We start from the raw sequence: 14,486 nt of genomic DNA, 5'->3' as shown, positions 1-14,486 counted from the left end.
CAGTCGAACCCCTTCGCGGCGGCTGCCCCGCCACAGGAGCTCACTCTCAACCGACACTCCTTCGAGCCGGGCACCGAGGAGTGGGGCCGCCGCTCAGAACCTGCAGGGGCAGGTCTGGGAGAGCGCGTTCGACTCCAAGGGGAGGGCGGACAGATTGCGGAAGATGGATTTCATTTCACGCGTCGTGTTCTTGAAGTCATCCCTCCCGTCCGTGAACGACCCATATCAGCTGGCCCCCTGACCGCTCGCGGCCAGCACGCGGCGTGGGGCGTCCGATCTCTTCTCTTCTTCCTCCAGGGCTCTACAATCCCCGGCGTGATGACCTTTCGACCTTCTCGTTGGGGTGCCGTGCTCTCTCTCTCCCTCGTGCTCGGGCTCTGCATGCCGGGGCCGGGTGCCTGGGCCGCCAGGGGGGCGCGGGGCGTCAGCTCGGCCAAGAAGGCCAAGAAGGCCAAGGCCCGCAAGGGTCCCCAGCCGAAGCTGCTCCTGCCCGCGGAGGACGCCGAGCTCAAGCCGGGCAAGGTCACCTTCACGTGGCGGGTGGTGGCGAAGTTCGTGCGTCTCGAGGTGGCGCGCGACGAGCAGTTCACCGACACCGTCATCGACCGGCCGGCGAAGGGGCGCTTCGTGGCGCTCTCGCTCGAGCCCGGCACGTACTACTGGCGGGTGACGGCCCCGCGGGGAATGCCTTCCGATCCGCGCAGGCTGACCGTGGTCGCCGAGCCGCAACCAGAGCCGCGGTCGGAGCCCCAGGCGCAGGCGGAGCCACAGCCGGCGGCGACCGAAGGAGGCCTGGGGCTGGACCTCACCGGGGCCACCCCGCCGAGCGCCACCAGCGCGGCAGCTCCGGGAGACGCGCCCGCCCAGGGCCAGTCCTCCGCCGAGGTGCCGAGTGGCTCGAACGCGCCGAAAGAGCCCACGGAATCGGAGGTGGCCGAGGCGGAGCGTACGCCGTCCTCCTCGCAGCGTGGCTCGAGGAAGCGGTGGAGCCTGTTCGTCGGGGGCTCGGCCGCCTATGGCTTGAGCGCGTCCCACCCCATCGCGACGCTGCGGTACGAGGTCAGCGGCGCGGTGCGGCTCGCCAATCCCTTCGAGCTGAGCCTCGCGGCGGGGGGCGCGTCGATCCGGGCGCTCGGCACCCGCGACGCGAGCTGGCCGAACTACACGTGGATCGGGCAGTTCTACTTCGACCTCGGAGGGCGGTACCGGCTGGCGCGCTTCGATGACGCGGCCCTGTACGGGCTCGTGGCGGGGCGGCTCTCCTTCTTCACCGGCCAGGAGGAGAACCGGGGCTTCCTCGTGGATCTCGGCCCGTTCTCGGCCGGTGCCGGCCTTGCCTTCCGTTTCCGGGCGGGCCTGCCGGTGGAGCTCGGCCTGCGCGGCAACCTCCTCACCGGCAAGACGCTGGGCGCCGAGCTCGAGCTCGGCCTGCGCGTGCTGGTCTTCTAGGGGCACGGCCCCCGTCCACCTCGCGCACCTCCACCTCTGGGCCGCCGCGGTCAGGAGGGTGCGCAGGCGGCTCCGAGGGATGACGGGAGCGAGCCCTACTGCATCTTCTCGCGCAGGGAGGTCTCGAGCTCGGAGATGGCGACGCGCTCCTGCGCCATGCTGTCGCGGTGCTGACGAGCTCCGGATTGTTCTTCTTGAGCGGGAGCACCGCCACCTTGATGGGGGCCCGGTGCGGCTTGAAGTGCAGCACCGTCCGGTAGAACTCGTCGACCACCGGGTCCACCTGGCCGCGCAGCTTCCTGGCCACCTCGATGCTCTCGGCGCCGGGCATCGACAGGAGCCCCGTAACGGATGGCAGCCGCTCGCCGAGCGCCTGGGCGATGCGCTCGCCCTCGGCGATGAGGGCCTCCTTCGCCTGGGCCGGAAGCTTGTCGCTTCGTCTCGGGGTCGAAATACGTGAGCTTGCTTCTGCAACTCGCCCCCGCACAAGCTGTGTGCCCGTCGACGAGGCGCCCCATGGAAACCACTGTCCCCGCCCTGAAAGAGCCGCGCCGCGTGCGCGGCATCCCGCTGCTCGGCAACACCCTGGAGATGGCGAAGGATCCAGCCAGGTTCTTCGTCCGCTGCTATCGCGAGTATGGGCCGGTGTTCCGCATCAACCTGCTGGGCACCGCCTATACGGTGATCGCCGGCGCCGAGGCCGCCAACTTCATGGGCACGCGCGAGGGACGTGAGTGCCTGCGCTCGAAGGAGTTCTGGGACGGGCTGGTCAACGAATACGGCGCGACCAAGACGCTGACCGGCGTGGACGGCGAGCTGCACACCCAGTTGCGCACCGTCATGCGCCACGGCTACTCGAAGGACTCCCTCAAGGGCCGCTACGACGAGCTCATCGCCATCACGGATCAGGTGCTCGCCCGCGACTGGCGCGTCGGTGAGACGGTGCCGGTGCTCCAGGCCATGCAATACATCGTCACCGAGCAGCTCGGCGCCATGCTCGTGGGCCAGTCGCCGCGCGAGTACGTCCAGGACATACGCACCACCATCCTCTACATCCTCAACGTCCTCGTCACCCGCCAGCGGCCACGGTTCCTCCTCAAGGATCCGCGCTACAAGCAGGCCAAGGCCCGTGTCGAGGAGCTCGGGCGCAAGATGATCGCCGACTACGAGGCGAGCGTCGCCGCGGGCACGCGAGATCCGGCGAAGCGCAACCTCGTCGATGACATCATGGAAGCGCACCAGCGCGACCCCGGCCTGATTCCTGGCAGCGACCTGATTCTCAACCTCACCGGCCCGTTCGTCGCCGGGCTCGACACGGTGGCCAATACGGTCTCGGCCTTCGTGTACGCCGTGCTCAAGCACCCCGAGGTGCTCGAGCGCGTGAAGCGCGAGGCCGATGCGCTCTTCGCCAAGGGCTCCATCACCGAGGAGGATCTCAAGACGATTCCCTCCATCGATGGGGCCATCATGGAGACGATGCGGCTCTACCCCATCGCCGTCGCCCAGATGCGCACCGCCACGCGCGATTTCGAGTTCCAGGGGCATCAGGTCCGCGAGGGCGAGCTGTTGTTCGTCGGCACCTCGGTGCCGCACTTCATGGAGGAGTACTTCCCGAACCCGGAGAAGTTCGACATCGACCGCTACCAGCGGCCGCGCGCCGAGCACCTCAAGCCCGGCGTCTACTCGCCCTACGGGCGCGGCCCGCATACGTGTCTGGGCAAGAGCCTCGCCGAGGTGCAGATGTCGCTCACCATGGCGCGGCTCTTCCACAAGCTGGACCTCGCGTTGGATCCACCGGACTACGTGCTCGAGACCAAGACGACTCCCACCCCCGGGCCGAGCATGAAGTTCAGCGTGGTCGTCCGGGGCGAGCGGCGGCCCGGCGCTCACGGCTGACGCCGCCCGTTGGCCCCAGGCATGGCCGTTCCCGCGCTCCTGTTCGCCGAGCGCGAGCGCCATGCCCTCGAACTCTACCTGGCGGACGCCGTGCGCCCGGCACCAGTCTCACCCCCCGGAAAGGTGTCAAAGGATCCGTACTGACAAACTGCTCCTTTCGAATCGTCTGGCACCCTGACGAGCACGCATGCGCTATGGAGCCAAGTGAGGAAAGAACCTACTGCGAAGCCAGAGTCAATTTTGGCCCTATTTCAGGTGATTCACCCTTGCGGGCACACGCTGTACCATTTCTAGCCAACCAGACCAGGAGCTCTGATGAGCCGTCCAGAGAGCGTCATGAAAAAGACGTACTGTGTGCACGGGTTTCCGCTGTTGATGTGTAATAGCTGTGCGCGCCAATCCACGTGCGTGCATGGTCTTCTACAGCAAAACTGCCTGGTGTGCTTCATGTACAACCCCCCCAGCTTGTATGGGATCTCGGGAACCACCGCTGTTACGCAGTGCAAGGACGTCCCCCTCAAGGCATACGTTGATGGCAAGGGGTATGTCCAGAATGCAAAGTTTGTACACAAGCCTATCTCGGCTTTGGAGAAGGGAGCCATCACGGGTCCGAAGGCGATCGTGCTGCATCGGACGGACTCCACTAATCTTGAGAGTCCGTTGCAGTCTTTCAAGAAAGGCGTGGGGACACATTTCATCGTAGACAAGGATGGAACGGTCACCCAGACAGCCAGCCTTTTGAAGAAGACGAGCCATGTGGGCAAGATCAAGTCCCGGTGCTACGAGAGTGGAACATGCCCGGCGAGCGAGAAAGCGAAGATCAAGAGTTGGGGTTGGGCACCCCAAAAAGTATATGACCAGGAAAAGGTGAAAAGTTATCCGGCGCGCTATCCGATGAATGAGGACAGCGTTGGCATTGAAGTGGTTGCCAAGAACAATAATGGAGTATGGGAGACTGCAACCCCAGCACAATTGGTGTCTATTACGAAAGTCGTAAAGATCCTCCAAAACGCCTATGGCCTCGGCGAGGCTGATATCTATGAGCACGACCAGATTTCGTACAAGATGCCCGGTGAAGGTGCTGATCTCTACCATGGCCCTGACGGTGGCCAGCGCGTGCAAACCAGCAAGTGAAGCCAAACCGCCTCTTGAGGCCAAGGAAGTCAAGGAGCGTAGCACCGAGGCCAAACCGCCTCTTGAGGCCAAGGAAGTCAAGGAGAGTAGCGCCGAGGCCAAACCGCCTCTTGAAGGAAAGAAGAGCAGCGCCGAGGCCAAACCGCATTTTGAGGTCAAGGAGGTCAGACCCTCGAAGTTTCAAGTCAGTGAAGGCGGCGGCAAGGATGAGGCCCTGATTGCGGAATGCGCGAAGTGGAAATTGACAAAGGAACAGGCCCGGCGGTTCTTTCAAATCAGCAATTCATACAAAGAGAACCCTTACAGCGAATTCTATCAATTGCCGTGTTCAATCGAGGGGGTCGTCCAAGCTGAAGGCAGGACCTGGGAGTTCACCATCAATGCCGGGGCAACGGCTGTTTGGAGAAGTGGTAAAGAAGTTCGCTATTTTGGGTGTTCCGCTCCGGCTTGCGAACCCCTCGTATTGATGATGCCAGACGGGATGGAGCCGTAGCTCCCATCCGTGGGGCGGAGGTCAGCCCGGCACCAGATCAGCACCTTCCCCGGGCGCCCTCCTGGACGTTGCGGGTGTCGCACGCCGAGATGTCGAAAGAGAGCTCCTCGCCTCCCTCGAGCACGAGCGTGCCGAAGCCCTGCATGGGCTTGAATGTCTTCACGGTGCAGGGGACGGGGGTTGGCGGAAGAAGGCGAGCAGCACCTTCATCACGCCCTCCTGCTCCCACTGCGCCAGCTCGTCCCGGTAGAGGAAATCCACGTCCGGGTGGTCGCAGCCAAAGCAGAGCAACGCGGGCCCGGCCGCCTCGCGCGATGCAGCTGTTGCCGGATGTCACCTGTTGCCAAATGAAAAGGCCGCCCCGGTGTGTCCGGGACGGCCTCGGAGAGCTTCAGCGGGAGTGGGGCTACTGGACCTCGGTGGCGCTCGCGGAGTTCTGTGGCAGACGCGTCGTGCGAAGCACGAAGTCGTTCGCGTTGTTGTCGCTGTCGTACCCGTTGCCACGGGTGGCGTCGCTGCCACCCACGGCCATGCTCGCCGCGGTCGAGGTGGAGACCGCTTTGCGCTCGTAGCTGCCACTGGTGGCGAGGGTCCCCGTGATGGCGCTGCCCTCGGGGGCGCTCGCCGTGCCGTAACCCACCGTGTCCACCACCGTCGTCCCATCCGCCTGGACGAGGCGCACATGGCCGCCAGCCCCGGCCATCGCCAGGGAGTAGCTCGCCTCGGCGATGGTGGAACCGGAGTAGCCGCTAAACGCCAGCAGGTAATAGCCGCGGGCGGGGAGCTTCGCGCCGATCGAGAAGGTGTAGCTCACCGAGTACACAGTGCCGCCCGCCGCCTTGTACTGGAGCTTCCAGTTGGACAGGGACACGTCCGCGTTGGTCGGGTTGTGGAGCTCGACGAACTCGTCATTGGCTCCCGTCGGCCCCGCCGGAGCGAGCTCGCTGATGACCACGTGATTGGTCAGTACGGGAGGCGCTGGCGTAGCAACCGTCACGGTCCCGTAGGTGCCGGCCGGAGGCGTCACGGCCCCGCTCTGGTCGCAGTACGTGTAGGGCGACCAGGTGCCCGTGGCTGGATCCTGGATGCGGTAGCGGAAGCCGTACTTGTACGTGCCCACCGTGGGAATGCTCAGCGTCCCCTGCACCTCGTCGTTGTTGCTGGAAGCGCTGGAGTAGCTGGCATTGGGGCTCGCCGCCGTCCACGTCCAGCCCGCCGGGTTGGTGGCGTTCGTGCCGTAGCCCAGCTCGGCGGAGACGTGCGGGTAGTTGTCGTTGCCCGTCGTGTTCCGGTCGGTGACGCCCGGCTCGTAGAACTGGCTGAAGATGCTCCACGAGGAGCCGGGAGTGACGGTGGCCGGGTAGTTGCCATCCCCCGACGGGAACGTCTTCGGGTACTGGATGGCGCAGTAGTTCACGGGATGGGCCGGCGTGATGCCGCACGAGGAGTTGGCGGCGTTGGGCGTACCGTAGTCGCCGCCCGTGAGCAGCGCCGTCATGTCGGGGTCACACCAGTACCAGGAGTACGCTTTGGCCGGGGTGCCCACCACGAGCGACGAGAGGTTCATCGCGCGGCCCGTCGTCTGCGGGAAGCTGGAGGTGTACGTGAGGTCGTCCACCGTGGTGCCGCTACTGACGAGCTGGATGCGCCCCGACTTGTCCAGGTCGAGGCCGGAGCCGTAGGCGAAGTCCACGGAGACGCCGCCATTGGTGGCCGTGTCCTTGTTCTGCGCCAGGACGAAGGTGCCCTTGCGGTTGATGACCACCGGCACGCTGCCGGAGCCCACCGAGAAGGTGCCCAGCGGGGTGCCGCTGCCGTTCTGGAAGGTGACCGAGAGGCCGTTGAGGTCGAGCAGGTTGTTGGTGGTGTTGGTCAGCTCGACGTACTCCGTGGTGCCGACCGAGGACGTGTGCATCACCTCGGAGATGCTGAGCGTATTGGCGCCCGGCTTCGCCGCCGTGTCACAGGTGCCGTTGAAGCAGACGGCGTTGGTGCCCGGGCAGGCGGTGGCCGTCTGCGAATTCTGGCAGGTGGCGGTGTTGTCCACGTCCACGCAGGTCGCCGAGTAGGTGATGCGCGAGACTCCATCCGCGGCGCAGGTGGGCGCGGCCACCGGGCAGGTGTACCCGGCGCACGGGTCCAGGTTCGTCTTCACGCTCAGCACGGAGAGCACCGCGTTGCCCGCGTCGTCCTTCACCCTCAACGCGAAGAAGTACGTGGTGTCGGGGCTCAGCTGGGTGATGACGCCCGTCATCGTGGTGCCCGAGCCCGGCCCGCTCACCGTCACCCCCGTGGTGGAGGCGGCGCTGAACGTCGAGTCGTCGATGGGGCTCGTCGCGTAGCGCAGCTCGTAGCTGGTGGCGGCGCCGGCCATGGCGTCATCCCCCACGACGTTCCACTGCAACTCCACCTGGATGCTCGTCTTGTCCACCTCGGCGAGCGACGGGGCGCTCGGCGCGACGTCGTCCACGAGGGTGAAGGCCGCACTGGAGACGGCGGCGAACGAGCCACCCGTGGCCTCGAGCTGGAAGCCCGAGCCCTGCTGGTCCACGGAGAGGCCGCCGAAGGTGGCGATGCCGCCCGTGGGGCTGGCCGGCGTCATGCCGCTGAGCACGGCCGCGGCATTGCCACCGGTCAGGCGCAGGGAGAGCTCCGGCTCCGAGACGTCGACGACGTTGTCGTAGCTGTCCGTGACGGCCACGCTCACGGTCCCCAGGGACTCGCGCACCCGCGTGGAACTCTGGGGCTGGCCGAGGAAGACGAGCTTCGTGGCCGGGCCGGCGTTGACCCGGATGGAGGTCTCCGCCGACAGGAAGCCGCTGCCCACGTCCTTCACGGTGAGCGTCTGGTCATCGACGCTGGCCGTCTTCAGCGTCACGGAGAAGGACTTGTGGCCGGAATCCGCGGGGACGAACGCGGTGTCGCCGGGGAGGGCCGCCTTCGAGTCGCTTGACTCGAAGTGGACCGTGCCCGTGTAGCCGGTGTCCACGTTCCCGAAATCGTCCTTCGCCGTCACGTCGACGGTGAGCCCGGTGCCCGCGATGACGGGCCCCGAGGGTGTCACCGTCATCACGAGATGCATCGCGGAGGCGGGGGAGACGTTCACCGTATCGGAGCCGCTCTTGCCCAGGGCCGCGTCCGTCACGGTGAGCGTGGTGGTGTCGGCCTTCTTCAGGGTGAAGCTGAAGAGGGCGCTGCCCTTGTCCGTCAGGTCGAAGGTGTAATCCGCCGGCACCTCGGCGCCCGTGGGCTCCGAGGAGAAGCTCACCTTCCCGGTGTAGTCCTCCACGGTGTTGTCGTAGGCATCGAGCGCGGTGACCGTCACGGTGACCGGGTTACCCGCCGTCGCGGAGGCTGGAGCGTCCATCACGAAGCGCGCCAGCCCGGCCCACGTCACCTGGGCGCTGGCCGTGGCGGTGAGCGCCGCGTTGCCCGTGTCCTCGGCCGTCACCGAGTGCTCGAGCGCGCGCGCCGTGAACAGCTCGAGGGGGAACGTCTTGAGGCCCGCGTCGGCGGACGTGAAGGTGTAATCCAGCGGCAGCTCGGCCCTGCTGTCCGTGGAGGTGAAGCGCACCGTGCCGGTGTAGCCGGTCTTGCGCTTGCCGAAGCCGTCGAGCACCTCGAGCGTCAGCATGAGCGGGTCGCCCGCCTTCACCGTGTCCGGCAGGCCCGTGAGCACGAACTGGTCCGGGGGAGGCGGGCTCACCTCCACATCCAGCGTGTTGCTCGTCAGCCCGTCGCTGGAGGACGCGGTGAGGCTCTGCGTGCCCACGGTGCGCAGGACGATGCCGGAGAAGGTGTACTGCCCCGTGTCGGTGGTGGTGAAGGCGTGGCCCGCCGGCAGCGAGGCGTCGGCGTCACCGGAGGCGAGCGTCACCGTGCCGGTGTAGCCCTCCGCGACGTTGTCGAAGGCATCCAGCACCTTCACCGTGGCGCTGTGCCCGGTGCCGGAGATGACGGGGCTCTCGCCCGACAGCTCCAGGCGCGAAGCCGGAGCATGGGTGATGTTGAAGAAGTTGCTGGTGGCGGGGGTGAGCGGGGTGCCGGAGGTGGTGCTCGCGCTGGCCTCCAGGGAGTAGTCCCTGCCCGCCTTGTCGATGCGCACGGCCTGGATGCCGTCGAACGTGGCCACGCCCTTGTCGGCGGCCACGGTGAAGGGACCGAAGCCCGAGACGCCCTTCACGGTGAGCGTCACGGTGAAGTCCGCGTTGGTCACCAGGCGTCCGGCCGAATCCTGGATGGCCACCTTGACGGCGGGAGACAGCTGCGGCTCGCCGGCCGTCCCGTTGCGAGGCTGCTCGAGGAAGACGAGCTTGGAGGCCTCCGGGTATGCCGTGGCAGCCGAGCCCGTGACGCGCACGGCGTTGCCGGCGTTGTCCGTCACCTTCAGCGCCACGTAGTAGGGGGTGCCGGGAGTGAGGCCCGAGAGCGTCGCCGACTCCAGCGCGTTGGCTGGCTGGGGCGAGCCCACGATCACTGGAATGGCTCCGGCGAAGCCCGGGTCGGTGGAGTAGAGGAGCTCGTAGCTGCTCGCCTGCCCGGACAGGCCGTCATCGCCGACCGCCTTCCAACCGACGGTGAGGGAGTCGATGCCGTTGACCGTGAAGGACAGCTCCGGCGCGGCGGGCGCCACGTTGTCGGTGATGGTGAAGGCGTTGCTGGAAGCGGTCGCCAGCCCCACCCCCGAGGCCGTCAGCATGTAGCCCGGGTCATCCTCGGCGATGGAGAGGCCAGAGAACGAGGCCACGCCATCCACCGGCGTCACGGAGACGGAGCCCGCCAGCGTCCCGGTGGCCTTGTCGAGGCCGAGAGTCACCGCCGGAGTGCTGGCGGCCACCTGGTTGCCGAAGGCATCCGTCAGCGCCACCGTCGCGCCGAACGTCTCGCGGACGAAGCGGTCGGCCGGCTGCCCGAGGAAGGCGAGCTTCGCGGCGGCGCCGGGCACCACGCCCACCTCGCGGGTGGCGCCGAGGGCCGCATTGCCCGTGTCCCGCACCGTCACCTGCCGCGTGCCCGCCTGCTTCAGCATGAGCGCGCCGGTGAAGAGGTGACGGCCCGCGTCGGCCGAGGTGAAGGCGTAGTCCGCCGGCAGCATGGCCGAGCCGTCCGTGGAGGAGAAGCGCACGGTGCCGGTGTAGCCCGTCACCTGGTTGCCGAAGGCGTCCAGTACGGACACCTCGGGGCTGAGCAGGGCACCCGCCGTCACGGTGTCCGCCACCTGCGCCACCTCCAGCGAGGCGGGCGCGGCGGGCGCCACGGTGAAGGCCGGGCTCGTCGTGCCCGTCAGCCCCTCGGCGCTGGCCACCAGGGTGTAGCCCGTCGCGGCCTTCTTCAGCAGCAGCTCGGAGAAGCGCGCCACGCCATTCACCGCCGACACCGACACCGTACCCTCCAGGACCGCGGCCGCCGGGCCCGAGCCGCGCGCCAGCGTCACGGTGTTCGTGGCCCCCGTCATCGTCTCGCCATCCGCGTTCTGGAGGGTGACCGCGAAGCCCCCGAGCACCGCGCCGGCCGTACCGGACGTGGGCGCCTGGGTGAAGGCGAGCTTGGACGCCGGCAGCACGATGAACGCGAGGGTGGGCCGCGACAGCAGCGTCACCGGGCCGCCCTCGGCCTCCACCGAGGCCGTCACCGTCTTGAGGCCGGCGAGGGTGGACGTCACCCTGGCGACGGCCACTCCCTGTGCATCCGTGGTGCCCGCGGGCTGCACCACCGTGTTGCCCTCACCGGAGACCGTCACCTTCACGGTGCGGCCTTCCAGCGCCGTCCCGTCCGCCTTGCGCACCGTCACCTCGAGGTCGACGGTGTCCTTGCCGTTGGCGCGGATCGCCTTCGTCTTGCTGGCCTCCACCGCCGAGCGGTCCGCATCCGGCATCTCACGCGTCGCGGGGGAGGGCACCCTGTCCGTGTCGCAACCACCGCAACCCGTGAACAGACCGAGCAACAACACGCTCCACACGACCAGCCGTGCGAACGAGGGTGGGCCTTGCGTCATGAACATCTCCAAGCAGGGGGACTCCTCGCCACCGCCACTCGAAGGCACGGCGAGAACGAGATTTCTTCTAGCAGACATTCCACGTCTGGAAAAACCTGTCGGAGCGGGTGTCGAAGAACTCGTTCCGACCCGTCGTGCTCTCCGGGTCGTCCCGACGAGTCGTCACCCAGGTGTCGTTCCTTACGAGTTGTCTGACACCTTCTTCGAGACACCTTCTTCGACACATGCTGCGCGAGGCCGGCCTGCGCGTCTTCCGGGCCTCCAACGGCGTGCTGCTCGCGCGCGCTGTCCCCCGCGACGCCGTCACGGATATCCTGGGTGCCACGGCCACCAGCGAGCGGGCGCTCGGGGAGTTGCGGCGCCGTCTCCGCGAGCTGGCCAGCGCCCTGGGCGGATGATCAGTCGATCCCGGCGGGGAAGGCGTGTGTCCCGTCCGGGTTCAACGGCAGCCGCGTGGCGCCACGCACGGCCGCGAGGGGGAGGGGGCCGTAGAGGTGAGGGAAGAGGCCGGGGCGGGAGCCGCTGGCGGCCGGTTCCCAGCGCAGGGCGTCTCCGAGCGCGGCGACGTCGACCTCGACCAGGAACAGGTCCGGCTCGCCGGAGCGGTGCCTGGCGGCGCTGGCGCGCACCTGCGCGGCGGTGGAGAAATGCAGGAAGCCGTCACGTCTGTCGTCGGGGCTGCCGCGGTACTCGCCCGCGGCCTGGGTCGCCCGCCAGTCGTCGCCACGCACCAGGGTGTAGAGGGTGGTGACGGATTCGGGCGGGCGGGCTCGGTCGCTCATGGGCACATGATGCCTCATCCCGCCGTTCGCTGGACGTGGTTCACGCCATGGTGATCACGACGCTCCCGCGCTTTCTCCCGGTCTCGACATAGGCGTGCGCGTCGACAATCTGGTCGAGCGGATAGGTCCGGTCGATGAGGGGCCGGTATCGGCCCGCTTCCACCAGCTCCTTGAGGAAGTGGAGGTGCTCCACGCGCTCCGGGGCGTTTCCCGCGACGACCTTCTTCCTGCTTCTCCTCGAAGCCCAGTTGGAACCGAGGATCTGGGGCAGGCTCCCCGCGCTGAGGATCAGGCGCCCGTCTTCCTTCAGCGCCCCTTCGCACGAGGAAAACGAGGTGCTCCCGACCGTGTCGAAGATGAGGCCGTACTTCTCGCCGCCCTCCTGGAAGCGTGTCTTCGTGTAGTCGATGACGCGATCGGCGCCGAGTGCGAGCACCCGCTCCAGGTTGGGCGTGCTCGTCACTCCGGTGACCCTGGCGCCGAAGTGCTTCGCGAGCTGCACGGCCGCGCTGCCCACGGCCCCGGACGCGCCGATGATCAGGACGTCGTCGCCGGACTCGAGCTTCGCGAGGTCACGCAGGAATTTGAGCGCCGTGACTCCGCCGAACGAGATCGACGCGGCTTCCTCGAAGCTCACCCCGGCGGGCATGTGCATGAGCCGCCCGTCCTCGGGCAGGGTCCTGTACTCGGCGTGGCACCCCATGTCGAAGCCGGGGTACGCGAACACGGCGTCACCCACCTTGAACTTCCGGACGGCGCTGCCGACGGCCTCGATCTTCCCGGCGAGCTCGGTGCCGAGGACCTTCTTCCTCGGACCGAACAGCCCGAACACCGGGCGCGCGAAGAGGCCGAACCCCGCGGGCATCTGGAGACTGCGCGCCCTCCAGTCCCCGGCGGACACGGTGCTGGCTTTGATCTTGATCAGCACCTCGTTGGCTTTTGGCTCGGGCCTGGCCAGCTCCTCGATGCGAACCACGTCCGGAGGTCCATACTGACGGTACACGGCGGCCTTCATGCGAGCGGCTCCTTCCGACACGGGCACTTTCCAAAGGGCTACCCTCTTCGCCGGTTCTCCGTCAGAAGTCGAGCGGTCTTCCGTCGAGCACGGTAGCCTTCACCCGCGGGTCGAACCAACATGGGGGCACGTTGAAAAAAGTCATCAGCATTCCTGTTCTCGTTCTCGCACTGGCAGGTCTTGTTTCAGCACAGGCACATGCGGATCAAACCGCTCGCCCGCAACCCACGGACCCGCCAGCGGAGAAGATAGACAGCTTGATGGCTCCGTGGAGCCGGGGCGGCACACCGGGCGCGGCCATCCTCGTCATTCAAGATGGGCAGATCCTCTTGAAGAAGGGCTATGGCCTCGCCGACCTCGAGAGCAAGAAGCCCATCGGGCCGGACACCGCCTTCCTGCTCGGCTCCGTCACCAAGCAGTTCACGGCCATGGCCGTCATGATGCTCGCCGAGCGCGGCAAGCTGAAGTACGACGATCCGCTGTCGAAATTCCTTCCCGGATTTCCTCCCTACGCGCGGAAGATCACCGTCCGCCATCTGCTCCATCACACGGCCGGCCTGCCGGATTACGAGGACCTCTTCCTCGAGAGCGGCAATCTCGACAAAGACTATCCGCGGTCGGCGAAGACCCCACGGAGCCGCTTCGAGCCGACCTCCAAGGAGGCCCTCGCCCTTCTCTCCCGGGTGAAGGCGCCCCGCTTCGCTCCCGGCGAGCAGCATGAGTACAGCAATTCCGGCTATGTCATCCTCGCGCAGATCGTCGAGAAGGTTTCGGGGCAGTCCTTCGCGCGGTTCCTCCAGCAGAACATCTTCCAGCCGCTCGGCATGAGCCGTTCGCTCTTGTATGACGAGACGCGGCCCCAGGTTCAAAACGCCGCCACCAGCTACACGTTGCAGGACGGTGTCTACCGCGACATCGACTACACGCCGCTGAATGCCATCTACGGCGAGGACAATATCTACTCGACCGTCGAGGACCTGTTCAAATGGGACCAGGCGCTCTACACCGGGAAGCTCGTGAAGGCCGCGACGCTCGAGGCCGCCTTCACGCCCGGGACGTTGAACAATGGCCAGTCCACGGAGTATGGGTTCGGTTGGCGGGTACGAAAATTCCTCGGCCTCGACGTGGTCGCGCACGGCGGTGCGTGGGCCGGCTTCAAGACAGTCATTCTGCGCATCCCGGAGCAGCGTTTCTCGGTCGTCGTGCTCGCCAACCAGCAGCAACTGGACGTGAGCGGCATTGCTTTCGAGATCAGCAAAGTCTATCTGGCCGGAAGAATGGCCGGGCCCACTGTCTTTGAAGTCGCTCCCGAGGCGCTGCGGAAATGCGCCGGCAGGTATGAGCTCGCCCCCGGCTTCATCGCCGAGGTCAGCCTCGAGAAGAATGACTTGTGGGTCAAGCTGCCGGATGGAACGAGCTGGAAACTGCGGCCGCAATCGGCGACGACGTATTTCGTCGAGGGCCGGGAGCAGGAGCAGGTGACCTTCAACCTGGACGAGAAAGGCAACATCGTGAGTCTTTCCCGTTCCGGGCGCACCGCGCGAAAGCTATGAAGGGCCTGATGTGAGCGCATTGCAACGGGGGAGGGCATCACCAGGTCGAGGGGAGGGGGTCCGCGTCACCTTCGCCGATGGCCAGCAGGTGAGGGGCGACTGTCTCATCGGCGCGGATGGACTGCACTCGGTCGTCCGCCAGCGGCTGCTCCCCGAGGTGCGGCCGCGG

11 protein-coding genes are annotated in these 14,486 nt (G+C 66.9%); 6 read left to right on the top strand and 5 right to left on the bottom strand.

The features are described 5' to 3' along the window. Positions 1 to 348 precede the first annotated feature (348 nt). The 4 genes from ACJ8AN_RS34400 (at position 349) to ACJ8AN_RS34385 (ending at position 4,972) form a co-directional block, all read left to right on the top strand. Positions 349 to 1,449, top strand: coding sequence for a hypothetical protein (locus tag ACJ8AN_RS34400; RefSeq protein ID WP_407759794.1), 1,101 nt, complete (start codon positions 349 to 351; stop codon positions 1,447 to 1,449). A gap of 516 nt (positions 1,450 to 1,965) precedes the next feature. Further along, a complete protein-coding gene (locus ACJ8AN_RS34395) occupies positions 1,966 to 3,345 on the top strand; it encodes a cytochrome P450 (protein ID WP_407759793.1) in 1,380 nt (459 codons plus the stop codon). A 315-nt stretch (positions 3,346 to 3,660) separates the two neighbouring features. Further along, the gene (locus ACJ8AN_RS34390; protein WP_407759792.1) at positions 3,661 to 4,479 is read left to right on the top strand and encodes an N-acetylmuramoyl-L-alanine amidase; all 819 of its coding nucleotides are present in this window, start codon (positions 3,661 to 3,663) and stop codon (positions 4,477 to 4,479) included. Next, positions 4,418 to 4,972: a hypothetical protein gene (locus ACJ8AN_RS34385; protein WP_407759791.1), complete on the top strand. Its 555-nt coding sequence runs from the start codon at positions 4,418 to 4,420 to the stop codon at positions 4,970 to 4,972. The genes ACJ8AN_RS34390 and ACJ8AN_RS34385 overlap by 62 nt, the downstream gene beginning before the upstream one ends. A gap of 37 nt (positions 4,973 to 5,009) precedes the next feature. On the opposite strand, the gene ACJ8AN_RS34380 is transcribed toward ACJ8AN_RS34385, so the two are convergent. The 3 genes from ACJ8AN_RS34380 to ACJ8AN_RS34370 all read right to left on the bottom strand — a co-directional run bounded on the left by ACJ8AN_RS34380 (position 5,010) and on the right by ACJ8AN_RS34370 (position 10,967). Next, entirely contained in the window at positions 5,010 to 5,135 is a 126-nt protein-coding gene (locus ACJ8AN_RS34380) for a hypothetical protein (RefSeq protein WP_407759790.1), read from the bottom strand. Beyond that, entirely contained in the window at positions 5,132 to 5,263 is a 132-nt protein-coding gene (locus ACJ8AN_RS34375) for a hypothetical protein (protein WP_407759789.1), read from the bottom strand. Before ACJ8AN_RS34375 ends, ACJ8AN_RS34380 begins: the two co-directional genes overlap by 4 nt. Positions 5,264 to 5,378: 115 nt before the next feature. After that, the gene (locus ACJ8AN_RS34370) at positions 5,379 to 10,967 is read right to left on the bottom strand and encodes a lamin tail domain-containing protein (RefSeq protein ID WP_407759788.1); all 5,589 of its coding nucleotides are present in this window, start codon (positions 10,965 to 10,967) and stop codon (positions 5,379 to 5,381) included. Between the two features lie 224 nt (positions 10,968 to 11,191). Between ACJ8AN_RS34370 and ACJ8AN_RS34365 the strand changes: the two genes are divergently transcribed. Further along, positions 11,192 to 11,365, top strand: coding sequence for a hypothetical protein (locus ACJ8AN_RS34365; protein ID WP_407759787.1), 174 nt, complete (start codon positions 11,192 to 11,194; stop codon positions 11,363 to 11,365). On the opposite strand, the gene ACJ8AN_RS34360 is transcribed toward ACJ8AN_RS34365, so the two are convergent. Together ACJ8AN_RS34360 and ACJ8AN_RS34355 are read right to left on the bottom strand one after the other, a co-directional pair. Continuing rightward, a complete protein-coding gene (locus ACJ8AN_RS34360; RefSeq protein WP_407759786.1) occupies positions 11,366 to 11,749 on the bottom strand; it encodes a DUF952 domain-containing protein in 384 nt (127 codons plus the stop codon). 40 nt (positions 11,750 to 11,789) lie between these two features. Continuing rightward, a complete protein-coding gene (locus ACJ8AN_RS34355; protein ID WP_407759785.1) occupies positions 11,790 to 12,764 on the bottom strand; it encodes an NAD(P)-dependent alcohol dehydrogenase in 975 nt (324 codons plus the stop codon). Positions 12,765 to 12,895: 131 nt separating this feature from the next. Here ACJ8AN_RS34355 and ACJ8AN_RS34350 point away from each other — a divergent pair, with 131 nt between their 5' ends. Next, the gene (locus ACJ8AN_RS34350; RefSeq protein WP_407759784.1) at positions 12,896 to 14,317 is read left to right on the top strand and encodes a serine hydrolase; all 1,422 of its coding nucleotides are present in this window, start codon (positions 12,896 to 12,898) and stop codon (positions 14,315 to 14,317) included. Positions 14,318 to 14,486 lie beyond the last annotated feature (169 nt).

Source organism: Archangium sp., from assembly GCF_045802675.1.
Classification (GTDB): domain Bacteria; phylum Myxococcota; class Myxococcia; order Myxococcales; family Myxococcaceae; genus Archangium.
Note: the sequence above shows the minus strand (reverse complement) of the source record. Positions and strands in the feature narration are given on the sequence as shown.

What these genes read in the sequence shown, in the direction of transcription:
- ACJ8AN_RS34360 (WP_407759786.1), bottom strand. Translation starts at nt 11,749, where the DNA reads ATGAGCGACCGAGCCCGCCCGCCCGAATCCGTCACCACCCTCTACACC.
- ACJ8AN_RS34390 (WP_407759792.1), top strand. Translation starts at nt 3,661, where the DNA reads ATGAGCCGTCCAGAGAGCGTCATGAAAAAGACGTACTGTGTGCACGGG.
- ACJ8AN_RS34355 (WP_407759785.1), bottom strand. Translation starts at nt 12,764, where the DNA reads ATGAAGGCCGCCGTGTACCGTCAGTATGGACCTCCGGACGTGGTTCGC.
- ACJ8AN_RS34365 (WP_407759787.1), top strand. Translation starts at nt 11,192, where the DNA reads ATGCTGCGCGAGGCCGGCCTGCGCGTCTTCCGGGCCTCCAACGGCGTG.
- ACJ8AN_RS34395 (WP_407759793.1), top strand. Translation starts at nt 1,966, where the DNA reads ATGGAAACCACTGTCCCCGCCCTGAAAGAGCCGCGCCGCGTGCGCGGC.
- ACJ8AN_RS34370 (WP_407759788.1), bottom strand. Translation starts at nt 10,967, where the DNA reads ATGACGCAAGGCCCACCCTCGTTCGCACGGCTGGTCGTGTGGAGCGTG.